Genomic DNA, 22,103 nt, shown 5'->3' on the forward strand with positions numbered 1-22,103 from the left:
GGTGACCTCGCTGCGGAGTCCGAGTTTCTCCGCGTGGCGAATGTGCGAATGAACGTGCATATTCCCGTGTCAGCGCCGGTTCACCGCAGTTCGCGGACGCGTCAAGTGGTCTGGACAAGCCGCCGGGCGAGTGGCCGCCGGGAGGTGAACCGGCGACCGCGAAGAGTAGCGAAAACCGTCACTCGAACCGTTGGGCGACGCGGGGGGACCGTTCACCGCGACACTGCCAGTAGAACTGGTCGGTGACGCACCGTCTTCGCCAGGATGGGCGCATCCGGGGCTCGCGCCGCACGACAGCCGGGGTCCGGACAGCCGTCGGAACCGGTCCGCCGGCCGGAAGAGAAAGGGATGACGACCTCATGACGGTGGTTCCCTGCCTCGCCGACCAGCCGCGCCGAACCGGGCAGCCCCGCCGGACCGGCGAGCCGCCCGAGCCGGAGGAAGGCGCGGTGCTGGTCCGGGCGCCTCAGCCGAACCGCCAGTGCGAACCGGCGGGCGGCCCGGAGTGCGTTCCAGAGTCCGCTCCGGAGGGCCGGGACGCGGCGAAGCCGGAGAGACTGGCCCGGCCTGCCGCGGAATCGCGGGACGGCGGCGCGGGCGAGCAGGCGAAGCCGTTGCAGGCGGGCAGCGCGGTGGCCCAGGACGACAGGGCCGCGCGGCCGCCCGAGCGAGTTCAGGTGCGCGAACCGGCTCGGTCAGCCGGAGCTGGTCGGCAGTGCGAGACGACTCCCGCAGCCGAACCGGCCGACCTCGTCCAGCCAGGCGCCGTGGCCGCGACTGACATGGCTGCGACCATCGCAGCGCACCCGGCCGATCTCGCCGAGCCAGGTGCCGTGGCCGCCCCTGGCTCGGCTGCGACCCCCGCAGCCGACCCCGTTCAGCCGGGCGCCGTGGCCGCCACCGGTTCGGCTGTGACCACTGCTGCCGAGCCAGCCGATCTTGCCCAGCCAGGCACCGCGGCTGCCACCGACGCAACTCCCGCAGCTCACCCAGCCGACCCGAACCACCCCGAATCCCCGATCCACCCCGACCCCGAACACCCCGCCCGGATCCGCGTCGCAGTCGACTGGGATCCCTTCTCCCGCCCGCCCCGCCGGGTCGCCACCCGGGACGAGATGCTCGCCGCCGCGCACCCGGTGCTCGCCCGCCGCCAGCACGGCCGCCACCGCAAACCCGACGCCCGCGCCCCCTGGACCACCCGGGCCGCGGACTTCGTCCTCGCCTGGGCGGCCCCGCTCCGGATGGCGTTGCTCCTCCTCGCCGGGACCGCGTTCCTCACCGGCCTCGTGCTGATGAACAGCCCGGTCGCGGGCGTCGCGGTGACCGCCGCGACCCTCGCCGCGGGCGTTCCGGCGTGGCTGGCCCGGCCGAGGAAGCCGCCTTCGCATCGCTGCTGACCGCTGAACCGCGGGTGTGTCGATTTCGCCCGGGGCCGTTCGACGAGGATGTGAACGGCTGGACGGAACCAGCCCCAACCCGAGGAGCGGTCAATGCGTTTCCTGATGATGCACCGGCTTGACGAGAGCGCCCCCGAGGCCTGGAACCCCAGCCCCGAATTCATGGCGAAAATGGGCGCTTTCATCCAGGACTGGACGGAACGCGGCATCCTGATCACCGCCGAGGGCGTGCACCCGTCGGCGAAGGGGGCGATCGTCCGCAAGCCCCGCGGCGCCGCCCCGACCGCCACGGACGGCCCGTTCACCGAGGCCAAGGAGGTCATCGGCGGGTTCGCGCTGGTGAACGCCGAGGACCGGGCGCAGGCGGTCGAGTACGCGCGGCAGTACGCGGACCTGTTCGACGAGATCGAGGTCGAGGTCCGCCAGGTCGTGGAGTTCGACGACCTCCCCGACCTGACCGCGGAATAGCCCAGCGCGCAAGGCATCCGGCCGCATTCGCGCGCCAAGTCTTTGTCATTCGTTGACCCGCATCGCGCCTCGGGCGGACCTTCGTAACGGGAACGGGGTCCGAGGAGGCAGCGGTGCGGGTCATGGTCGCGGCGGTCTTGGCGACGATGTCGGTGCTCGCGCCGGCCCCGGCGAAACCGACCGCGCCTCAATCGGCGGCGAACATCGTGGTGTGCAACAAATACTGCGACGACCGCGCCGCCGATCAGGCGTCCAGCGACCGGATCGCGGTCACCGCGCCGCTCGACGGCCGCGTCCTCCAACTGCACTTCGCCGACAGCGATCCGATGGGCTGGGCCGTCGTCGACCATTCGCAGCCGGGCGATCAGGTGTGGCTCGACCGGTCGTTCGACGGCGGCGCGAGCTGGGACGGCGGTGCGCAGCTCGGCCTGACGACCGCGCCGTCCGGGGTCGGCGGCTGGCGCACCCAGATGTACAACAACGACGACTGGAACAACCGCGGCGTCGGCGCTCTGCGCGCGTGCGGCAGCGCAGCCGGAACCGGCCGGATCGCTTGCACGCCTTGGGCGCGCACCCGCTGGAACGCGGCGAACCGCGCGCAAGCGGCGGCGACCGCGATGATGGCGCTTTACGACAACGGCACCGGATACTTCCGCGACGGCGGCGGCTGGGGGACCGCGGTGTCGCTGGCCGCGGTGATCCGCAACGCCTCGGTCAGCCGGATGGCCAGCTACGACTACGCGATGGCCACGACGTACGACAAGAACGTCAACGCCGGCCGCGGCCAGTTCCGCAACGAGTTCTCCGACGACACCGGCTGGTGGGCGATGGCGTGGCTCGACGCCTACGACCGCACCGGCCAGCAGCGCTACCTCGCCACCGCGAAGGCCGACGCCGACCACATGCAGACCTTCTGGACCGGCGACTGCGGCGGCGGCCTCCGATGGAAGGAAGGCCTTACGTACAAGGCGTCCATCTCCAACAGCCTGTACATCCAGGTCAACGCCACGATCGCGGACCGCACCGGCGACGCGGTCTACCGGGCCCGGGCGCAGCAGGGCTGGGAGTGGTTCCGCGGCAAGGGACTCATCGGATCCGACGGCCTGGTGGCGGACGGCGTCGACGGCGCCAGTTGCGCCGCGGCCGGCCAGCGCTACACCTACAACCAGGGCGTGTTCGTCTCCGGCCTCACCGCACTGTCCAAGGTGGCCGGTGACCAGGACCTGCTCGCCACCGCCCGCTCGGTCGCCGACTCGACGACGCGGACCGGGTCGTACTTCACCGGCTCCGACGGCATCGTCCACGACCCCGGCGAGGGCAGCAGCTGCACCGACGACGGGTCGTACTTCAAAGCCGGGCTCGTCCGCGGTCTGTCCGAACTGGACGCCGCGACGCCCGGCGCGCCCTACCGGGATTTCCTGGCCAGGCAAGCGGATTCCGCCTATGCGCGCTCCCGCAACGACTTCGACCAGTACTCGCGTTCGTGGTCCGTCGGCGCCGGGAAGGGACCGGGCTGCCAGGCCGCCGGGCTGGCGCTGATGAACGCGACGTACTGACCCGGCCAGTGATCGACAGCACACCCGTCCCCGCAAGGCCCGTCCGGGTACGGTTGAGGGTGCCACGGAAACCTGCGTGGTTCATGCGGACGGGGAAGGGCGATCGTGGAGCTGAAGGTCGGGTACAAGGCGTCGGCGGAACAGTTCGGGCCTCGCGAGCTGGTGGAGTTCGCGGTGCGGGCCGAGGAGCTGGGACTGGACTCGGTGTGGGTGTCGGACCACTTCCTGCCGTGGCGGCACGAAGGCGGGCACGCGCCGTGGGCGCTGGCGTGGATGCCCGCGGTGGCGGAGCGGACCAGCCGCGTGCTGATCGGGACCAGCGTGCTGACGCCGACGTTCCGGTACAACCCGGCGGTGATCGCGCAGGCGTTCGCGACGATGGCGCTGCTGTCGGGCGACCGCGTGATCCTGGGCGCGGGCACCGGGGAAGCGCTGAACGAGATCGCGGTGTCCGGCCGGGAATGGCCGGAGTTCAAGGAGCGGTTCGCGCGGCTGCGCGAGTCGGTGCGGCTCATGCGCGAACTGTGGAGCAAGGACAACGTCGACTTCGAGGGCGACTACTACCAGCTGGTCAACGCGAAGATCTACGACCGGCCGGAACGTCCGGTCCCGGTGTACATCGCCGCGGGCGGGCCGGTCGTGGCGAAGTACGCGGGCCGCGCGGGCGACGGCATGATCTGCACGTCCGGCAAGGGCATGGACCTCTACACCGAGAAGCTGATGCCGGCGATGGCCGACGGCGCGGCCGCCGCCGAGCGCGACGCGTCCGGGGTGGACCGGATGATCGAGATCAAGATGTCGTACGACCGCGACCCGGAGAAGGCGCTGGCCAACACCCGGTTCTGGGCCCCGCTGTCGCTGAGCGCGGAGCAGAAGCACACGGTCTCCTCGGCGGAGGAGATGGAGCGGCTGGCCGACGAGCTGCCGATCGAGCAGGTCGCGAAGCGGTGGATCGTCGCCTCCGACCCGGACGAGGCGGTCGCGCAGATCAAGCCCTATCTCGACGCCGGCCTGAACCACCTGGTCTTCCACGGCCCCGGCCACGACCAGGAGCGCTACCTGGGCCAGTTCGCCGAGGACGTGCTGCCGCGGCTGCGCGCCCTGGCCTGAGAAAATTCGCGCGGAAACCCCCGTCCGGCTCCGGCTGGGCGGGGGTTTCAGTCTTCGCTGGGGAAGAGGATCGGGCTGAGCAGATACCGCGTGCGCCCCGGCGCGGGCCCGTTGGCGAGCATCGGCGCGATGGCTTTCCGCATGCCGTCGATCATCGCGAGCAGTTCGTCGTGGTCCAGCCAGACAGCGTGCTGCCGGTAGCCGGCGAGATCCTCGACCGGATTCGCGTTGTCCCGGCTGAGATAGGCGTCGAACTCGGCGACCAGCGCGGCGGTCGCGGCGGCGAATCCGCGCCGGTGGTCGTCCGGGGTCAGCTGGGCGATGGCGTCCTGGTCGAGCGACGCGCGTTCCTTGCGCAGCCGGTAAGTGCGTTCGACCGCGCCGCGCACGCGTTGTTCGTTGGCCACTTCGAGGATGCCGCCTTCGGCGAGAAGGTCGACGTGCCGGTAGACCGTCGCCTTCGAGACATCCGGGAGCAGTGCGCCAAGCTGCGCGGTGGTGAGCGTCCGGTCGCCGCGCAGCGCGTGCACGATCCGCAGTCGTACGGGGTGCCCTAACAGAGTCAACACGTCCACCCCCGAATGTTCTCATATTATGCTACCGTTCGCATAACTTGAGAATGATGGGGGACGGGATGAAGCCGAACGAGCTGGCGGTGGCTGTCGTCGAGCAGGTACGGGACGGGCGGTTCAGCGAGTCCGTGACGCGGTTCTCGCCGGAGCTGCGGGCGGCGGTGTCCGGCGCGGCGCTGGAAACGGCGTGGAACGGGCAGGTCGGCGAGCACGGGCCGGTGACCGCGCTGGGCGAGCCGGTCGCTGAGCCGGCGGGACCAGGGCTGACGCGGGTTCAGATGCCGGTTGTCTGCGCGCAAGGGAAATTCCTGGTCGTGCTGTCGGTCGATTCGGCGGGAATCGTTGCGGGGCTTCGGCTTGCTTCCGCCACGGTGTGGACCAAGCCGTCCTATGTGGACGAAACGGCGTTCGTCGAAGAGGACGTTGTTCTTTCCGCGGAGCCTCATCCGGTGCCGGGAACGCTGACTGTGCCGCGAGGGGAGGGGCCGTGGCCGGGAGTGGTCCTGCTCAGCGGCGGCGGGATCTTCGACCGCGACGAGACGTCCGGGCCGAACAAGCCGCTCAAGGATCTCGCGTGGGGCTTGGCTTCCCGGGGCGTGGCGGTGCTGCGCTTCGACAAGGTGACCTACGCCCATCCCGAGCTGGCGTCCGCGCCCGGCTTCACGATGTCGGCGGAGTACGTGCCGCATGCCGCCGCGGCTGTCCGTCTTCTGCAGACACAGGACGGTGTCGACGCTTCGCGCGTGTTCCTGGCCGGGCACAGCATGGGCGGCAAGGTCGCGCCGCTCGTGGCTGTCGCGGAACCGTCGGTCGCGGGGCTGGTTCTCCTGGCAGCCGATGCTGAGCCGATGCACCAAGCCGCCGTCCGGGTGGTCCGGCATCTCGCTGTCTTGGACGCCAAGGTCGAAGCGCTCGTCGAGCCGATCACGCGGCAGGCAGAGGCGGTCGCTGATCCGGCGTTGTCGCCATCGACGCCGGGGGAGGGCTTGCTGTTCGGCTACCCCGGGTCGTATTGGCTGGAGTTGCGCGAATACGACCCGGTCGCGACCGCCGCGACGCTGGACGTGCCGATGTTTCTCGCGCAAGGCGGCCGGGATTACCAGGTCACCGTCGAAGACGACCTGGCGCGGTGGCGGAACGGGCTGGCCGGGCGGCCGGCGGTTCGCGTCTATCCGGCGGACGACCATCTTTTCTTTCCCGGCACCGGTCCGTCCACTCCGGACAGTTACCGGAAACCGCAGCACGTCGACCTGGCGGTCGTGGCCGACCTCGCGGAGTGGCTGACGAAACAGCGGTGATCGGGGCCCGCTGAGCACGAGCCCCGATCACCGTCGTCACTGCTGCCTGAACCGCTTTCTCCGGCTCGCCACCAGGAATGCCGTGCCTCCGGCGACGAGAGCCGCGCCGATGATCAGCAAGATCGGCAGCAGCGGGATCCCGGTCGAGGCCAGCGAATCCGTGTCCGTCGCGCCCGGAGCGGGCGGATGGGCGACCGGGGGAACCGGGGCCGGGCTCGTCGCCGGGGGCGCGGACGACGGGGGCGGACCGGGCGGCGCCGGAAGATAGACGCCGGCGTCGATGGTGTGGTCGACGCCGCCCGCCTCGGCGGGAGCGGTCACCGGCGCGTAGCCGTTGCAGAGCCGCCCGGTCTTGGGCAGCGCGACGTTCGAATCGTGCGCCCGGTCCGGCCCGGCGACCGGGAGCGTGAACCGCAGATCGGCCGCCGGAGGAGTTCCGGGCACGTTGTCCGTGGCCGCGGTGCAGACGTCGAACTGCACGGTGTACTTCTCGCCCGGCTTCAGCTGGTACTCCGCGCCGACGCCGCCGAAGTAGTACTCGCCCGCCTTGTCGGTCTGCGTGGTGGCGACCTTCTTGCCGTCGGTGTCGAGCAGGGTGACGGTCGCCTTGGCGAGCGGGACCTCGTCGGTGCGGTTCGGGTCTTGGACGCCGTTGTGGTCGCCGTCGAACCACACGAGGTTGCCGATCTGGATCGGCGCGTTCGCCGCCTGGTAGGCGATGTCGCCGAGCCCGCCCGCCTTGCCGAAGCTGTTGGCCGGGCCCACGAACGCGTAGCCGTGCTTCGGGTTGTCCTGCCCCGGCCCGATGCCGGTGTCGACGTCGTAATAGCCGACTCCGTCCGAGCTGACGTGCTGCGCGGGGTCCATCTGGGTGCTGATCACCCACTGCTGCTGCGGGATGTAGGCGACCGAACCCTGCGCGGACTCCTGGTGCACGCCGTTGCCGGAGCGGGTCGGATCGTAGAAGTCGCCGGGGAAGTACTCGACGACGCCGGGCAGCTGGTTGCCGTTCGTCCCGGGCTTGCCGTGGTTCGGGCAGACGCCGGTGCCCTCCCAGTCGTATCCGCCGGAGGGAGACGCGCACGCCATGGTGATGTCACCGCCGGACATGCCGGTCCGGACCGTGTCGTCGGTGGGGCGCGGGTCCATGCCGGAGCCGAAGACGTCCATGAACCGGTCTCGGAAGCCGAGGATCATCGAACCGTCGCGGGTGAACGCGAGGCTCGCGAGTTCCGGCTGCGGGTTGATCCCCGCGCCTGTCGTGATGAACTTGTCCCATGAAGAGAACGAGGTGTCCCACGGGTTCCAGTGGTCCATGCTCTCGTCCGGGTGCTGGGCAGTGATCACGTAGCCGCGGAGATAGTCGAGTCCGTGCGTGAGCACGGGGGTGAACTTCGCGCCGTCGTAGGTGTAGACCACGGTCTTCAAGTCCTCGCGCCGCTTCGTGCTTTCGGCCGAGCAGACGCCGCCGACGTACAGTTTCGCGTCGTGCGCGGCGACCGCGAACGGCCGCCAGTCGTTGGGCACGGCACAATCCGGATCCGGGATGGGGACGGTCTTGCCGGGTTTCGCGGTGGCTCCGGTCGCGTCGAAACTGACGAGGCTCCGATTGACGAGATTCACCGCGTACAGCGTCTTGCCGTCCTCGGTGAGGGCGATCCCGCCGAGGCTTTCCTTCCCTGGGACGTCCACGAAATGCTGGTCCTTGCGCATGTCCACAGCCCCGTGTGCGGTGATCTCGGCGCCCGGCACCTTCGCGAACAGCTGGGGAGCGCCGCCGCCGAGGGGCGTCGTGTAAATCGCGCCGCCGCCTTCGGGACCGTAAGTGGTGAAGCGTTTCGCGAACGCCGACTGGAAAATGCGGTCGCGGTATTTGTCGTACGCCAATCCCCACGTGGTGCCGACCTGTGCCTGCGTGTTCAGCACTGTCGGGCAGGCCGAGTCGGCCGGGCAGGTGCCGCGGAGCTTGCGGTCGAACGCGACCAGCGCGCGGCTGTTCGGATCGGGCGCGCTGCCGTCGGTGTTGACCGCCGGGTTTTGCACCGGCACGTAATAGCGGGCGTCGGGCGGCGTGTGGTCGGCCGGGTTCCAGACTCCGGTGATCACCGAAACGTCCTTGCCCTCCCGCAGATCCACGAAAGTCGTGAAACTGTCGAAGTGGTTTTTCTCCGTCGATGCGGGCGCCGCCTGCAAATACGCGCGATACGGATCGGGAACCGAGACGTCGACGCGATAGCGGCCGCCGGACAGCGGTGCGGCCGGGGTCACCACGACCTTGCCCGCGGCGTCCGTCCGGCCGCGCACCTGGTGCCCGGTGGAGTCGGTGACCAGCACCGACATGCCCGGCTGCGGGGTGTCCATCGCGGCGTTGATGATCCCGGTGCCGAAGAAATCGCGGAGCACTTGGACGGTCAGAACGCCGTCCTCGGCGGCCCCGGCGGTACCGGTGGAGACCGTCATCGCGCTGGCGCCCAGCAATAGGGCGACGGCGGCTGCGCGGGCCAGCCTGAATCTGCCACTCGTTCTTCTGCCACCTCGGGTCATGACTGCGGGATCTCCGTTCTCTGCGCGGAATATTCGCGCGGCGTGCCGCAAAGCTGTAACAGTGAAGCAGAAAACGGTCTGGCCGGGTACGGCACCGGGATAAGTGGACCGGGTGAATCGAAAACCCTGCTACGGTCACTCGCTGTGCTTGTCAAACGGATCGCGCGCCGCTGGGCTGCCGTCGCCGCGGCGGCGGCAGTCGCGCTCGGCGCGGGAATATTCTGTTACGTGGACGCCGGTTCCGCCGATTCCGGCCCGCGCGCGGTCACCGCGGACGAGGCGAGCAGGCTCGCGATCGCGCGATTCCGCAATTACCAGAAGAAAGGCCGCGCGGTGACGATCAGTGTGCCCGGCGCGGCGGGCGAACTCGTGATCACCGGTTCGGCCGATTACCGCGCCAAGGCCGGTTACGGAGTGCTGAACGGCAAGGGGCGCAACGACTCCGGCAATGGTCTGATCCGGTGGACCGCCGGCCGGGTCGAACTGCACCCGCTGCCTGCCGTCCCCGGTCTGCCCCCGGCGGACCCGCCCGCGGACGGCTGGTTCGGCCGCCCGCTCGATCCGGCCGCGGGCGCTCTGGACCGGGCGCTGGCCATTCTGCTCGGACTCGGCAGCGACCGGCCGGACAACGCGCAATTGCTGCCGCAGAACGGCGCCGAATGGGTAGCGGCCGATCAGGTGAACGGGCACCCGGTCGACGTTTTCACCGGCCCGGATTCGCGGGAACGGCCCGGCAGCGCGGAATCCGTCCGGTACTGGCTCGACGCGGACGGCCTCATGTACCGGGTGCAAACCGCGATCCCGGGGGAAAGGAATCCGGTCGTCATTTCTTTCGACACGCACGAATTCACCGCGGTACCGCCTGGTCGCTGACGTTTCCTCCGGCTGTGCTGGTCACAATCCGGTCTGCCTCGCTCGCGCGGCCGGGTGTCCGGATTTCGCGCTGCCCGGAAGCTTCGGGCCGCGGTTCGGTGGGCGTCATCGTCCGGGAATCGCGGCGCTGCGGTTGTTTTCCTCAGGCCGCGGCCACTGAAGCCCGGTCCGCCAGGAAGGACGCGGCCGGTGCCTGGATCTTCGCGACGTCCGGAAACTCCGGCACGGCCGGGACGGCGGTAGGCCCGGCCGTCCGCGCGTTCGGGAACTGCGGTTGCAGCGGCGGTGCCGCTACTTCGGTGAACGGAATTCCCGCAGGCGGTTTCGCCCGGGTCCACACTCCCGACGGCGAGACGCCGCCCGCCGCGGGACACGCGGCGCTCGTCGGCAATCCCTCCGGAATCGTGTGCAATGCCCCGGAATCGAGACAGTTTCCGCTGCCCTTGGCCGTTCCGGGGAACGTCCAGCCGACGTCGACGCCGTTCGCCGCGAAGACGTCGCCGGTGATCTGGTTGCCGTTCGCGGGCACGTCCTGGGTCGCGGTGAGCACGAGCCCGGCGTTGGCGTTCCCGGCGATCCGGTTGCGCAGCACCTGGTTGCCGCTGCCGCCGTCGATGCCGATCCCGATGCCCCAGCCGCCGTCGGCCTGCTCCGGCGTGGCGGCCTGCCCGTTGGCCGCGACGAGATTGCCGGCAAGCACGGAATCCCGCTGCGGCAGCAGCTTCTCCTGATGGTCGGAGTTGGAGGTGAGCCCGACCCGGTTTCCGCTGAACCGGTTCCCGGCGACGTACATTTCGCCGCTGGCGTTCGTGCCCTCGTAGCCGACCGCGTTGAGTTCCGCGACGTTGCCCCGCACGACCGTCCGGCACGGTTTGCACTGGCCGACGTAGATCCCGGAATCAGCGCCGCCGGACGCGTAAGACTGCTCGATCACGCCGTTCTGCGCGGAAAACGCATAGATTCCGTAGAGGCCGTTGCGAGTCGCGGTGACGTGCGAAACCAGGAACGAACTGAGGAAACGGATCGGCTCGTCACCCGTGTCGTAGCCGCCCCCGCGCCCCGGCAGCCCGTCGGCGGCCTTGACCGAACCGGTGACGAGCACGCCGTTCTGCGTGTGGTTCCGGACGGTCAGGTTCTCCACCGCGACCCCCGGCGCGGACACGACGACCCCGTTGTCCCGCTTCAGCTGCCCGTCGAGCACCACGCCTTCCCGCACTTCGCCGCGCAGCGTGACCCGCGGCGTCGTGATCTTCACCGTTTCGTGGTACTCGCCGGGCGCGACGAGCACGAGATCTCCCGCCTGGGCCAGGGAAACGGCGGCGGAGACGGTGGGCGCGTCGGCGGGAACGCGGATCGTCACGCCCGCCCCGTCCGGCCGGTGGCCTTCAGCGGAGGAAGAACCGCACCCGCTGGCCAGTGCGACGGACAGCCCCAGGATCGCCACCACGGCGGGAAAACGCATGCGCCCAGTCTTGCACGAGGGCCGGATCCCGTTGGGGTGATTGTCGCTGGGGAGGCGGTCGTGCGCTTGGTTGGTATGGAGGTGCGGGATTCCGCGGTTCGCCGGGGCTCGGGTTCGCCGGGGCTGCTGGGCGTGGCCGGTGGCTGGCGCTTGGTGGTGTCGCGGCTGGTCAGGCTGCGACGCGTGGATTTTGTTGGCTGGCAAGCCCGATGAGGGGCCACCGGTCGAGCACCTGGTCGCGCGGGGACGCATCCCGGCTCGTCTGGCTGCGAGGCGCGAGTTCGCTGGGTATTGGCTGGCAGAACCCCCTGAGGACGACCGCTGATCGAGTGCTTGGTCGGGCGCTGTACTGCCCGATCGGCCTAGCGCCGCCGCCGGGTCACACGGTTCGCTAAGTGCCGTCCTGCCGGAGCAGCACAGGGATGCCGGAGTCCTCGCACCTCCACGTCGTCAGTAGACGGAGCGCGCAGCGGGGGAGGGCGGATGCCTCCGGCCACCACCACCGACCCGACACCCGCCACGAGTCCCGCCGAGCCGAATTCGCCTGGCGGACCGGAATCTGTCACGCTGCCCGTCGTGAATTCCGCTGAGCGCCGCCCCTCCCGCCGCGCTTTTCTCGGGGCGGCGATGACCGCCGGGCTCGCCGCCGGTTGCCACGCGCCCTCCGCGCCCGACCCCGCCGAAGCCCGGCCCGCCGCAGTCCCGCCCACCGGCGTCCGCCAAGCCGGGATCACCCTGCCGCAGCAACCGCAACCGCACCTGCTGATCGTCACCGCAGACATTTCCGTTGCCCCAGGCCCGATTCTCGCCGAATTAGGCCGTCGCATCCTGACGTTGACCGCTGGCACCGACAGCGGTCTGCTGGGCTTGCCCGCAGGCGACCTGACCGTGACTGTCGGCGTCGGCCCGCGACTGGTCCGGGAACGGGACCCGGGACTTCCCGGCGCGAAGGATCTCCCGCCGGCCGCCCGCGAGGCGATCGCTCCGTCCGACCGCGGCGGCGATCTGCTGCTTCAGCTCTGCGCGAGCGACCCGCTCGTCCCGCCCGTCGCCGCGGCCGCGCTGCTGGCTCAGCCCGGCGTGCACGAGCGCTGGCGGCAGTCCGGCGGACGCGGGCCGCACGTCCCGGTGTCGGAAGGGCTGACCGCGCCGCGGAACGTCTTGGGCTTCGTCGACGGCATCATCGGCCCGCGCACTCCCGCCGAGCAGCAACGGGACCTGTGGCTCGCCGGCCCGGCTCCGGTGGCGGGCGGCACGATCGCCGTCGTCCGGCGGATGGCGCTGGACGTCGCACGGTTCGCTGCCTTGCCCGCGGCGGCGCAGGAAGCAGTCTTCGGCCGCCGAAGAGACACCGGGATCCCGCTGTCCGGCGGCATGATCGCCGACGGCCCGGATCTGGGCGCGAAAACCCCGGACGGCCGCTACCTCGTCCCCGCCGACGCGCACATCCGCCGCGCCCACGCGAATGTCGTGGGGGCGGGGCTGATGCTGCGCCGCAGCTACAGCATGGACACGCCGGCGCCGGGACTTCTCTTCGTGAGCTTCCAGAACGATCTGCACACTTTCACCGCGACCTTGGCGAGCATGGAGACGGCGGACGCGCTGCTGCCGTTCACGACCACCACCGCGAGCGGGACCTTCCTGATCCTCCCCGGCTTCGACGAGCGTCGGCCGCTGGGGTCGACCTTGTTCCCCTTGTGAGGACGAAAAGCTGACCTGCGACGCAGCCCAGGCTGACGGAAAAGGCTCTGCCGCAACGCCTACGTCGAGCGAGGAAGTTCCTTAGGATGAGGCAGATGAGGGGAAAGATCGCTTTCGACGCACATCTGCGGCGGACAAGTTCGGCGGAGCACTTGCCCTGGCTGGCCAGGACGGTGACCTTGCTGCGGGTAGGTGCGGACGGCGTGGCCGCCCAGGCCAAGACGGAGTCGGAAAAACGGGCGATGCTCGGTTCTGCCACGGGGGAGGAGCTGCTGGTCGTGGCGTGGCCCGGCGAATGGAGCCAGGACCTGTTCGTCGTCGACGACCTGCCGGCGGCGAGGCTTGCGGTCGGCCTCCCGCGCCGCGGGGTCGTGCCTGCGGAGCCAGCGGGCGAGCACTTCACGTCCGGCTTGCGCCGAGAATGGTCGGCGGCCGAATCCCGTGACCTGTGGACCCGCCTCGCCGACTTGCCGGATCTGCCGGCAGAGGGAAAGCGGCAACTCGTCGACAAGGCAGCGCGGCGGGTGTCGGCCCGGGGAGTCAAACCGCTGTTCGCCCGGAAGGACCTTGATCGCGAGGATCGGCTGCGGCTGCTCGCCGGCGTGGGGTCGTGGGAGGCGGCGGACCTGGCCGCCGACGATTGCTGCACCGATGAGGAAGCGCTCGAATTGCTGAGCAGGTTTCCCGCCAATGCCAGCGTTCTCGCAGCCGTGTTGCGGCGGGAAAGCGCCGCGCAAACGGCTATGCGCAAGGTCTCTGCGCTTTCCGGCGAAGACGCTGCAAAGCTTTGGTGGGAGGCCAAGGACTGGTCCGCCGAGGCGAGAGTACAACTCGCCTCAAGCGTCCTCGACGCAGTGCTCCGTTCGCAGCCCCCGAAGCAGCCGGCTGCAATGCCGGAACGGTACAACCGGCATGACCCGGAGACCTTGCTCAAGAGCCTGCTCGACGAGCTGCCGTCCAGCCGCCGCGAGGAACTGCTGTCCCATCCCGTGCACGGTCCCCGTATCCAGCGCGCGTTCCTCGCCTCGGACAAACTCGCCGATGCCGAACTGCTTGCCTGCTTGCCGGAATTGAAGGCAGCGGGGGCAGCCGACCTCATCGGGTACCTGAAGCGGTTTCCTCAGCTCGTCCGGCTGGCCCGAGACGAAACAGGGGACGCAGTCGCCAGACTGGTCGCGGATGGATGGGATCCCGTACAAGCCGCCCGAATCGGCGAGTGGGCTGATCTCGCCGCCGTCGCTCGCGCGGCCACCACGTCCGGCTGCGTCGACGCGTTAGTGCGTGCTGCGTCTGTCGAGGGCCGGCCCGGACCCCAGATCGCCTACTACCGGTTCGTCGACTCGATCGCGGGAAACCGGGCGGCGTCGCCGTCGCAGATCCGGGACCTGCTTGAGCACCTGCCGGACGAACACATCCGCGACATCGAGGATCAGCTTCCCGCTCGCAGCCGCACGCGCCGCGTGTGCGCCGAAATCCTCGCGGCGCGGCAGCCGCGGGCCGTGTCGTCGGTCAGGCCTGAACCTGCCGCTGAGAGCTTGCCGACGGACGAGGAACTTTCGGAGGCGGCAGACCCGGCAGCAGTGCTTGCCGAACTGCTTCGCGACCGAAGCCGACACCGGGACGCGGTCGTCGCCCACGTTCTCGGTTCTGCCTATATGACCGACGACCTCGCTTGGCGCCTGCCGGTGCGCGACATCGAGCGTCATCCCGTCTACGGGCCGCGGCTCGCGGCGAGAGTCGCGGAGATCTGCGGGGATTCGCCGAGCCGGTGGCAAGCATTCGCCGCGGCGTGGGGAGAGCCGACGCAACTCATGGCCTCGACATTGTTCAAGCGCATACAGGTGTAGCGGTCGCGTAGGCCAGTGCCCCGGAAGGTGCGCGGCAGGTTCGGAGACCGCTCTGGATGCGAACTGCCCGGGAATGACGGAAGCCCTGCCTCTCCGAAGAGAAGCAGGGCTTCCGACCTGTGAACCAAGCTGGTGCGCGATACTGGGATTGAACCAGTGACCTCTTCCGTGTCAGGGAAGCGCTCTCCCGCTGAGCTAATCGCGCGAGGTGGAGACGGGATTCGAACCCGTGTACACGGCTTTGCAGGCCGTTGCCTCGCCTCTCGGCCACTCCACCGCATGGGGCTTGAGCCCTCCGAGCGGACGACGGGATTCGAACCCGCGACCCTCACCTTGGCAAGGTGATGCGCTACCAGCTGCGCTACGTCCGCACTTCCCCGGGTCCGAGGCGGTGCCGGTATTCCGGTCCGCACCCCGTCGCCGTGGTGTGAAAGAACCATATCCGACCCCGGCGACCGTCTCGTCACCGGGGGGTTGTTGGCCCGCGTGCGGGCCGGTGATCAGGCCAGATCGTTCGGGATCAGGTGGGTGAGCGCGTCGTCGACGTCGACCCACAGGTGCTCGTTGCCCGGCAGCACGACGTCGTACGTGCGGTCCAGGAAATCGGCCAGCTCCTGCGCCGACGCCTCGAACATGGCGTGCCCGGACGGCGAGTTCAGCTCGATCAGGACCGACTCCGGGTCCTCCACCGAAGGCCGGATGCGGACGTCCCCGTCGCCCGCGTCGGCGAGCAGGCCGTCGGCGAGCAGGTCGCGCGCGTAGACCCATTCGACCCAGCCGGCCCGCCCGGTGCGGAAGGCGGCGACGACGGCATAGGGGTCGCGGGTGTCGTAGCGCAGCTCCACCTTCACCGGAACCGCCGGGGTCCGCGGCGCCAGCAGGTCGAAGACCGCCGTCGAGCGGAGCGTCACGTGATCGTTGCGCATCGTCCTACCCTTCGTCTCCCTTCCCGGCCCGGACGACCGAGGACAACGGTGAGACGCACCAGGAGCCCGGATCCGTCGCGAGTGCGCTCGAGATCACCCGTTCGAGACCGTCTGCCCCGAGGTCCGTCCGGTCCGTCGCCGTCCGTGCCGCGCAGCCTTCAGCGGGCGCCCGGTGGGGAGCCACCAGTACATCTTGCGCGGTTCGGCCGCTGTGCGATAGCACCGTCGCACGGATGTCGCGGACGGCCGCACGCGCCCCCGCCCGCGCAGGGCCTTGGCTAGCTCGGGGTTGTTCGGAACGTATTCGCAGGCAGACGCGCTGTAGTCGGATCAAACCACCCGTTTGCAGGCCCCCGAAAGTTGTGCGGTAGGCTGGTTCCGCACCGCGAGCGGGCGATTAGCTCAGCGGGAGAGCGCTTCGTTCACACCGAAGAGGTCACTGGTTCGATCCCAGTATCGCCCACCATCTCCGCCCGAAGGCCCGTCAGCGATTCTCGCCGGCGGGCCTTCGGCGTAGCCAGGGCCCGGCCCGCCGGTGTCCTCCCGGAGGGCGCCCGGGCCGAGGGCTACTCGGCGCCGCCCGCCGCGGGACCTGTCCCCGCCGCGCAGCACGCCCGCAGCCGAGGACCGGCCTGGTCCGCCTTCCGCAGATGCTCCCGGATCCGCTCGATGTCGGCCAGGTCCTTGGGACGCCGCAATTCGAGCTTGTAGTCGAGGACGTCGCGCAGGCGGGCGAACCGGAGGCCGCCGACGACCTCCGCGTTCTCGATCAGGTCGTCGGAATCCCACCGGTTCGTGATCCATCTTTCGGAGAACTGGACGCGACCGCCGCACAGCTGCCAGACGGGGTCTCCGCTGTAGGCGCCGACCCCGGGCGTCCCGGTTCGCCGCGCCCAGGCCATCACGTCGCCCCTGGCGACCACGTCGAGATCGCGGACAGCCGTGCGCAACCCGTGGACCAGCAGCGGAGCACTGCCGAAGACGACGAACTGGCCGGGGTCGAGGTCCAATGCGAGCAGTTCGCGGATGAACCCGTTGTCGGCGATCTGATTCCTGCCGGTCGTGGCGGCCACAGCTAGTCCTTGTCGTCCGGTCGAGATGACGTTCCCCGGCCGATCAGCCCCCGCATCGCGAGGATGATCTTGGCGCGCTCCGCCGGCCTGCTGTTCTTGATCGCCGCCCGGAACATCATCAGCTTGACGACCTGGCGCACGATCAAACCTGCCGTCAGGGCAATAAGAATCCACGCGTTCGAGGTGTGTTCGAAGAGGGACGCCACGGCGGGTCACCACGACGAGGCGGGTTTGCCGTCGGCTATTCGCCGAAGCGCGTCGACGTCGGTCACCCGGATCTGGAACCGCCTCGTGTCGATCAGGCCGATTCCCTTGAAGACGCGGACGATCTTCTTGGCCGCCTCGAGCGAAGAACCGGTCAGCGAAGCCAGGTCCTTCTGGCTCAGGCGCACGGTCGGAGTGCCGTCGACGATCTCGCAGATGCCGTTCCCGATCAGGTCGGTGAGCGCCTTCGCGATGCGTCTTTCGGTGGCCAGGTCGGAATCCGAGATCTTGCGCGTCGCTTGCGCGAGCCGTTTGCGGACCGCGGTGTGCAGCGCCCGCTCCGCGCCGCGGTGCTGGTCGAGGAACGTCTTCAGCTCGGCCGCCGGAACGTGCAGCACCTCGACGTCGCCCCACGCGATCACGGTGGCCGAGCGCGGCTCGTCGTCGAGCACGCCGAGTTCGCCGACCGTTTCCCTCGGGCCGCGAAACGCCACGATGCGGGGCGGCTGCCCGGCGATGACCTTGACGTGGCCTTTCTTGATCAGCAGAAGGAAATCGCTGGCTTCCCCCTCGCGCATGAAGACGTGGCCGTCTTCGCGGCGCAAGGTGCTCCCCACGCCTTCGAGCGTGGCGATGTCCTCCTCGCTGAGGAGCCAGTTGCTCTCGTCAAGATGCACCATGTCCACCCCTGAGAGTGTACAAATACCCTCTGGTGAGCACAATGGTGTCCGTTGGGTTCTCTGTCGGCGTCGTGCGGGGGCGGTCGCGGCTCAACGAGCGGCGACCGCCCCCGTCGACGGGTCAGGAGCCTCCCCGCGAAATCCGGCACTGCCCGTCCTCGCAGGTCCGCTCCAGCCGTCCCCGGGAGAGGGTCTGCACCAGCCCGATCGCCCAGCAGGTCGGACATCCGCGCAGCGCCAGGACGCCCGCGGGCAGGAACAGCAGGCTCGCCCAGCCGACGACCGGGGCCAGCGCGATCGACGCGGCGATCAGGCCGAATCCGACGGCTCCGCGCGCCAGATGGACCGGCAGGGACTTGCTGGCGAACGACGGCCGGCTGCTCATCGGCTTTCCTCCGGAAGATCCAGGCCGGCGCGGACCGCGGCGCGGGCGCGGTGCAGCCGCGACTTCATCGCCGCGGTGCTCAGTCCCAGCGTTGCGGCGACGGTCTTGCCCGGCAGACCTTGAATGTCGCGCATGATCAGCACCCCGCGCTGATCCTCGGGCAGCGCCGCGATGGCGGCGGACAGGCGTTCGACCTCCAGCCTGCTCAGCACGTCGTCCTCGGCGGACGGGCCCGCTGCTTCCGGGAGCGGTTCGTCGCGCTGCACCAGGGCCCGGGCCCGGCGCAGGCATTCGTTGCGCACGATGCGGAACATCCACGACGCGAGCGCGGCGGTCGCCCGCAGCGTTCCGATTTTGCGGAACAGGACGATCATCGCCTCCTGGGCCGCGTCTTCGGCGTCCTGGCTGCTCGCGCACAACGAGAACGCGAACCGCCGGACGTGCGGGTAGGCGCCCGAGACCAGCACGGCGATCGACGCCTCGTCGCCGCGCTGCGCCGCCAGGACGAGCTGGTCGGCAGGCCAGGAGTCAGCCACGCTTCGACCTGCCGCGCGCTCGCAGGAACACCACGCAGCCGCACACCAGAACCGCCACGACCACCACCGCGACAATGACCAGGGTCATCGAACCTCCTTCGACGCGTCGGCCCTTGTGGCCGCACGTCCATAAGAGCGACCGGCCCGGCGAAAGGATTCAGCCCGCGCCGCGCGAAGCCGGCGGCCGCGGGCTGTGCTAACTTAGCTGTGCGCCCCGTATGGGCCTATGCATGGAGGTAGCGGCTAACCAGCCAGCACAGAGATCGGGCTCTCCGTCTCTCGCAGTTTCGCGTATCCGTCAGCCGGATCGCTGCGCCATGCTTGTGCCTGCGGGGTCTTTTCGCGTCCTTTCCTGTGCTCGACGCCTCCTTTCCGGAAAACCGAAAGGAATTGTGTGAGCAACGATTTTCACCGCCGGCTCATCGCCGAGTTCCGCGCGAACCGAGGCGAACTGGGCGGCATGTTCGAAGGCTGGTCGCTGGCAGTGCTGACGACGACCGGCGCGAGGACCGGCCTGGACCGGGAGGTCCTGCTGGGCTACCTGGAGATCGACGGCGACGGCGTGGTCGTCGCGTCGGCGAACGGCGCGGACCGCGATCCCGCCTGGTACCACAACATCCGGCGGAATCCGATCGTGACCGTCGAGACCCGCGACGGCACTTATCGCGCGATCGCCGCCCTTCCGCGAGGACAGGCGTACGAGAAGCTTTTCGCGCGAGTTGTCGCCGAGGCTCCGGGCTATGGCGATTACCAGGCGAAGACGACCCGGGAAATCCCGGTGGTCGTCTTGCACCGGATCGAACCGCGGCCAGGCGAAGAACGCGTCAAAGGCATGGGCGACTGGCTCGTCGAAGTGCACCAATGGCTCCGCGGCGAGTTGCGGACGCTGCGCGAGCAGGCGGACCGTGTGGCCGAAGGCAGCGCGACCGCGATCGTCCGGCCGAAACCGGACTTGGCTCAGCAGATGCGCACTCACTGCCTCAGTTTTTGCACCGCGCTGCGCCGCCACCACGTCGGAGAGGATTCGGCGGTGTTCCCCGCGCTGGCCGAGCAGTTCCCGGCGCTCGCCCCGGCCATCGCGCAGCTCGCCGGGGAGCATCGGACGGTGGCGCGGCTGCAGGACTCGATCCAGGAACTGGTCGACAGCTTCGTCCCGGGCGAATCGGACCCGGCGAGGCTGCGGGCCGAACTGGAACGGCTCGCCGGAGAGCTGGAGGCGCACTTCGACTTCGAGGAGCAAACGGTGGTGACCGCGCTCAACGCGACGGCCGCGGCGCCGCCGATAGCTTGAGACCCGCGGTGGGCAGCGCTTTTCGAGTGTCCAGTGTGGACTGGGGGCGGTGGTGCGGGCAGATTCCGGGCTAGTCCGGGAGAAATGTGCGACGGGGTTCCGGCGGCGGGCGGACGGTGGTTCAGACCACCCGAACGGCCGAAGACCGGACAGTCCGCGCATTCCGCCGCCGATCGCGCTGCGCGCCAGGGAAATCGGCGGATCGGCGGAGGACTTCCGCCCGAACGGCGGCGGGGGAGGGCCCGCTGACCCGCCCGGGGGAGCTGATTCGGCTGCGGGTCCGCTGGGCCGTTCGGTGTAGGTAGTGGGAAACTTGACTACTGCGGGTAGTTCCGGTTGCCGAGTCAGCGTGACCCATCGTGACATTCCCGTTATCTTTCCGGTGCTTCTTGACCGGGAAGACTCGCAGGCTGTGGCTGGGAAATCTCTGTAACACCGCTCACTGACCACCCGATACCTTGGCGAGTATCACACCTTCGGCGACGAGAAGCCGGACCGCTCGATGATCACTGATTGTGATCGCCGGTCCTGACTCAGCGTGCCGGTGGCGATCAGGTCCGAGGAGCTTGCGTAGCGCGGGAGGACTGATGGAAGAACCGGTGCGGCCCTGGCCCGCGGACGGCGTTTCGCTGCCGCGGGTCGACCTTCGGGCGGTCCCCGCACGGCCGGTCGACGTAGCGGCCCCGCCGCCCGGGCGTGCCGCCGAAGACGGGCTCGACCCGGCCGTGGTGTGCCCGGCGGAGGGAGATCCGCCGAAAACGCACGCCGCGGAATGGGAGAAACGGTACCGCAGGACGGTGATCGCTTCGGATCTCGTCGCGGCCTGCGTGGTGATCGCGATCAGCGCGTTCGTCATCGACCGGCTCGCCCCGCACGACATGCACGCGTTCGGCACCGCGTTCGCGATCCTCTGCGCCCTTCCGGTCAGCCGGGCGTGGAGCGCGCGGGTGCTGGGGGAGGGTCCCGAGGAGTACCGCACGCTGGGCCGCGCGCTGATCACCTCGGCGGTGCTGGTCGCGTTCGGCGGCTTGTTGTTCGGCGCGCTCGAAGTCCAGCCCTGGGTCTTTTTCGTGGTGCCCGCCGTCGCTTTGGTGCTCTTCCCGCAGCGATACGTGCTCCGGCAGGTTCTGCACCGGAAACGGCGGCGCGGCCTGTGCCTGCTGCCGGTGATGGCGGCGGGCAGCGCGGAAACCGTCGCCGACCTGATCAAGCGGACCCGGACCGAAGCGCACGTCGGATGGCGGGTCGAGGCGGTCTGCACGTCCACCGGCACCGGGGAGATCGAAGGGGTGCCGGTCGTCGGGCGGCTCGAGGAGCTTTCCCGCCACGTGCGCCGCGGCGGGTACCGGGTCGTCGCCATCACGGCCGACCAGTACTGGAATCCGGAGCGGTTGCAGCGGCTCGCCTGGGATCTCGAAGGCACGTCGTCGGAAATGGTCGTCGCGCCGATGCTGATGGAGGTCGCCGGGCCCCGGCTGAACGTCAGCGGAGTGCTGGGCATGCCGCTGCTCCGGGTGACCGCGCCCGCGTTCAGCGGCGGGCGGCGGCTGGTGAAAGAGGTCGTCGACCGGTGCGGTGCGGCGTTGCTGCTCGCGCTGTTTTCGCCGGTGCTGCTGGCGATCGCGGCGGCGGTGAAGGCGGGCGACCGGGGCCCGGTGATCTACCGGCAGCGGCGCATCGGCAAGGACGGCGAAGCCTTCACGATGCTCAAATTCCGCACCATGGTCGTGAACGCGCATCTGATCCGCCGCGGCCTGGAGACGGCGAACGAAGGCGCCGGGCCGCTGTTCAAAATGAAGAAGGACCCTCGGGTGACGAAGGTCGGCGGGCTGCTGCGCCGGTATTCGCTCGACGAGCTGCCGCAGCTGTTCAACGTCGTCGCCGGGCGGATGTCGCTGGTCGGGCCCCGGCCGCCGCTGCCGGAGGAGACGGCGACCTACGCTCCGGCCGCGCGCCGCAGGCTGCTGGTGAAGCCCGGGCTGACCGGGCTGTGGCAGGTGAGCGGGCGCAGCGATCTTTCGTGGGAGGAGAGCATCCGGCTCGACCTGCGCTACGTGGAGGACTGGTCGCTGGCGCTGGACCTGGTGATCCTCTGGAAGACCTTCCGGGCCGTGCTCGCCGGGCAGGGCGCCTACTGACCTGCGGGGGACCAGTTGACGGCGGCCGCCGGGCCCAGGAGG

19 protein-coding genes and 4 tRNA genes are annotated in these 22,103 nt (G+C 69.8%); 11 read left to right on the forward strand and 12 right to left on the reverse strand.

Annotated elements, in window-relative coordinates; genetic code table 11:
• Window positions 1-359: 359 nt before the first annotated feature.
• From ACWGIC_RS26230 to fgd, 4 genes are all read left to right on the forward strand, one after another.
• Entirely contained in the window at window positions 360-1,397 is a 1,038-nt protein-coding gene (locus tag ACWGIC_RS26230; protein WP_452078577.1) for a hypothetical protein, read from the forward strand.
• A gap of 93 nt (window positions 1,398-1,490) precedes the next feature.
• Window positions 1,491-1,865 carry a YciI family protein gene (locus ACWGIC_RS26235; RefSeq protein ID WP_452078578.1) on the forward strand — a complete coding sequence of 125 codons (375 nt, stop codon included), beginning with the start codon at window positions 1,491-1,493 and terminating at the stop codon, window positions 1,863-1,865.
• 122 nt (window positions 1,866-1,987) lie between these two features.
• The gene (locus tag ACWGIC_RS26240) at window positions 1,988-3,421 is read left to right on the forward strand and encodes a glycoside hydrolase family 76 protein (RefSeq protein WP_452078594.1); all 1,434 of its coding nucleotides are present in this window, start codon (window positions 1,988-1,990) and stop codon (window positions 3,419-3,421) included.
• Window positions 3,422-3,526: 105 nt separating this feature from the next.
• Window positions 3,527-4,531 carry a glucose-6-phosphate dehydrogenase (coenzyme-F420) gene (fgd, locus tag ACWGIC_RS26245; protein ID WP_452078579.1) on the forward strand — a complete coding sequence of 335 codons (1,005 nt, stop codon included), beginning with the start codon at window positions 3,527-3,529 and terminating at the stop codon, window positions 4,529-4,531.
• A gap of 47 nt (window positions 4,532-4,578) precedes the next feature.
• Here the strand turns inward: fgd and ACWGIC_RS26250 are convergent, their stop codons facing one another.
• On the reverse strand, window positions 4,579-5,106 hold the full coding sequence (locus ACWGIC_RS26250; RefSeq protein WP_452078580.1) for a helix-turn-helix domain-containing protein: 528 nt from the start codon (window positions 5,104-5,106) through the stop codon (window positions 4,579-4,581).
• Between the two features lie 47 nt (window positions 5,107-5,153).
• Here ACWGIC_RS26250 and ACWGIC_RS26255 point away from each other — a divergent pair, with 47 nt between their 5' ends.
• Window positions 5,154-6,401, forward strand: a complete 1,248-nt coding sequence (locus ACWGIC_RS26255; protein WP_452078581.1) for an alpha/beta hydrolase family protein — start codon at window positions 5,154-5,156, stop codon at window positions 6,399-6,401.
• Between the two features lie 36 nt (window positions 6,402-6,437).
• Here ACWGIC_RS26255 and ACWGIC_RS26260 read toward each other — a convergent pair whose 3' ends face one another.
• The gene (locus ACWGIC_RS26260; protein WP_452078582.1) at window positions 6,438-8,861 is read right to left on the reverse strand and encodes an SdrD B-like domain-containing protein; all 2,424 of its coding nucleotides are present in this window, start codon (window positions 8,859-8,861) and stop codon (window positions 6,438-6,440) included.
• 228 nt (window positions 8,862-9,089) lie between these two features.
• Between ACWGIC_RS26260 and ACWGIC_RS26265 the strand changes: the two genes are divergently transcribed.
• The gene (locus tag ACWGIC_RS26265; protein WP_452078583.1) at window positions 9,090-9,818 is read left to right on the forward strand and encodes a hypothetical protein; all 729 of its coding nucleotides are present in this window, start codon (window positions 9,090-9,092) and stop codon (window positions 9,816-9,818) included.
• Window positions 9,819-9,960: 142 nt separating this feature from the next.
• Here ACWGIC_RS26265 and ACWGIC_RS26270 read toward each other — a convergent pair whose 3' ends face one another.
• On the reverse strand, window positions 9,961-11,280 hold the full coding sequence (locus ACWGIC_RS26270) for a right-handed parallel beta-helix repeat-containing protein (protein WP_452078584.1): 1,320 nt from the start codon (window positions 11,278-11,280) through the stop codon (window positions 9,961-9,963).
• 576 nt (window positions 11,281-11,856) lie between these two features.
• Between ACWGIC_RS26270 and ACWGIC_RS26275 the strand changes: the two genes are divergently transcribed.
• Both ACWGIC_RS26275 and ACWGIC_RS26280 read left to right on the forward strand, forming a co-directional pair.
• On the forward strand, window positions 11,857-12,981 hold the full coding sequence (locus ACWGIC_RS26275) for a Dyp-type peroxidase (RefSeq protein WP_452078585.1): 1,125 nt from the start codon (window positions 11,857-11,859) through the stop codon (window positions 12,979-12,981).
• Window positions 12,982-13,184: 203 nt separating this feature from the next.
• Window positions 13,185-14,828 (forward strand): hypothetical protein, encoded by a 1,644-nt coding sequence (locus ACWGIC_RS26280; RefSeq protein WP_452078586.1) that lies wholly within the window; start codon window positions 13,185-13,187, stop codon window positions 14,826-14,828.
• 130 nt (window positions 14,829-14,958) lie between these two features.
• Here ACWGIC_RS26280 and ACWGIC_RS26285 read toward each other — a convergent pair.
• The 4 genes from ACWGIC_RS26285 to ACWGIC_RS26300 all read right to left on the reverse strand — a co-directional run bounded on the left by ACWGIC_RS26285 (window position 14,959) and on the right by ACWGIC_RS26300 (window position 15,754).
• Window positions 14,959-15,033 (reverse strand) — tRNA-Val (locus ACWGIC_RS26285).
• A 1-nt stretch (window position 15,034) separates the two neighbouring features.
• Window positions 15,035-15,105: transfer RNA gene (locus tag ACWGIC_RS26290), tRNA-Cys, on the reverse strand.
• Between the two features lie 21 nt (window positions 15,106-15,126).
• Window positions 15,127-15,199, reverse strand: a tRNA-Gly gene (locus ACWGIC_RS26295).
• Between the two features lie 129 nt (window positions 15,200-15,328).
• Complete coding sequence (locus tag ACWGIC_RS26300) at window positions 15,329-15,754, reverse strand: SsgA family sporulation/cell division regulator (RefSeq protein ID WP_005159130.1); 426 nt, start codon at window positions 15,752-15,754, stop codon at window positions 15,329-15,331.
• A 391-nt stretch (window positions 15,755-16,145) separates the two neighbouring features.
• On the opposite strand from ACWGIC_RS26300, the gene ACWGIC_RS26305 reads away from it, so the two are divergent.
• Window positions 16,146-16,220: transfer RNA gene (locus ACWGIC_RS26305), tRNA-Val, on the forward strand.
• Between the two features lie 100 nt (window positions 16,221-16,320).
• Here ACWGIC_RS26305 and ACWGIC_RS26310 read toward each other — a convergent pair.
• The 5 genes from ACWGIC_RS26310 to ACWGIC_RS26330 form a co-directional block, all read right to left on the reverse strand.
• Window positions 16,321-16,827, reverse strand: a complete 507-nt coding sequence (locus ACWGIC_RS26310) for a hypothetical protein (protein ID WP_452078587.1) — start codon at window positions 16,825-16,827, stop codon at window positions 16,321-16,323.
• Window positions 16,828-16,829: 2 nt separating this feature from the next.
• Window positions 16,830-17,033: a hypothetical protein gene (locus ACWGIC_RS26315; RefSeq protein WP_452078588.1), complete on the reverse strand. Its 204-nt coding sequence runs from the start codon at window positions 17,031-17,033 to the stop codon at window positions 16,830-16,832.
• 6 nt (window positions 17,034-17,039) lie between these two features.
• Window positions 17,040-17,711 (reverse strand): Crp/Fnr family transcriptional regulator, encoded by a 672-nt coding sequence (locus ACWGIC_RS26320; RefSeq protein ID WP_452078595.1) that lies wholly within the window; start codon window positions 17,709-17,711, stop codon window positions 17,040-17,042.
• A gap of 121 nt (window positions 17,712-17,832) precedes the next feature.
• Window positions 17,833-18,096 (reverse strand): hypothetical protein, encoded by a 264-nt coding sequence (locus ACWGIC_RS26325; RefSeq protein ID WP_452078589.1) that lies wholly within the window; start codon window positions 18,094-18,096, stop codon window positions 17,833-17,835.
• Window positions 18,093-18,632 (reverse strand): RNA polymerase sigma factor, encoded by a 540-nt coding sequence (locus tag ACWGIC_RS26330; RefSeq protein WP_452078590.1) that lies wholly within the window; start codon window positions 18,630-18,632, stop codon window positions 18,093-18,095. Before ACWGIC_RS26330 ends, ACWGIC_RS26325 begins: the two co-directional genes overlap by 4 nt.
• A gap of 394 nt (window positions 18,633-19,026) precedes the next feature.
• Between ACWGIC_RS26330 and ACWGIC_RS26335 the strand changes: the two genes are divergently transcribed.
• On the forward strand, window positions 19,027-19,923 hold the full coding sequence (locus tag ACWGIC_RS26335; RefSeq protein ID WP_452078591.1) for a nitroreductase/quinone reductase family protein: 897 nt from the start codon (window positions 19,027-19,029) through the stop codon (window positions 19,921-19,923).
• A gap of 587 nt (window positions 19,924-20,510) precedes the next feature.
• A complete protein-coding gene (locus ACWGIC_RS26340) occupies window positions 20,511-22,061 on the forward strand; it encodes a sugar transferase (protein ID WP_452078592.1) in 1,551 nt (516 codons plus the stop codon).
• Window positions 22,062-22,103 lie beyond the last annotated feature (42 nt).

It is taken from the genome of Amycolatopsis sp. NPDC054798 (assembly GCF_053611505.1).

Excerpts from the sequence above, each read along its gene's own strand:
- ACWGIC_RS26230 (WP_452078577.1), top strand. The coding sequence starts at position 360 with ATGACGGTGGTTCCCTGCCTCGCCGACCAGCCGCGCCGAACCGGGCAG.
- ACWGIC_RS26235 (WP_452078578.1), top strand. The coding sequence starts at position 1,491 with ATGCGTTTCCTGATGATGCACCGGCTTGACGAGAGCGCCCCCGAGGCC.
- ACWGIC_RS26240 (WP_452078594.1), top strand. The coding sequence starts at position 1,988 with ATGGTCGCGGCGGTCTTGGCGACGATGTCGGTGCTCGCGCCGGCCCCG.
- ACWGIC_RS26255 (WP_452078581.1), top strand. The coding sequence starts at position 5,154 with ATGGGGGACGGGATGAAGCCGAACGAGCTGGCGGTGGCTGTCGTCGAG.
- ACWGIC_RS26260 (WP_452078582.1), bottom strand. The coding sequence starts at position 8,861 with ATGACGGTCTCCACCGGTACCGCCGGGGCCGCCGAGGACGGCGTTCTG.
- ACWGIC_RS26270 (WP_452078584.1), bottom strand. The coding sequence starts at position 11,280 with ATGCGTTTTCCCGCCGTGGTGGCGATCCTGGGGCTGTCCGTCGCACTG.
- ACWGIC_RS26300 (WP_005159130.1), bottom strand. The coding sequence starts at position 15,754 with ATGCGCAACGATCACGTGACGCTCCGCTCGACGGCGGTCTTCGACCTG.
- ACWGIC_RS26320 (WP_452078595.1), bottom strand. The coding sequence starts at position 17,711 with ATGGTGCATCTTGACGAGAGCAACTGGCTCCTCAGCGAGGAGGACATC.
- ACWGIC_RS26325 (WP_452078589.1), bottom strand. The coding sequence starts at position 18,096 with ATGAGCAGCCGGCCGTCGTTCGCCAGCAAGTCCCTGCCGGTCCATCTG.
- ACWGIC_RS26340 (WP_452078592.1), top strand. The coding sequence starts at position 20,511 with ATGGAAGAACCGGTGCGGCCCTGGCCCGCGGACGGCGTTTCGCTGCCG.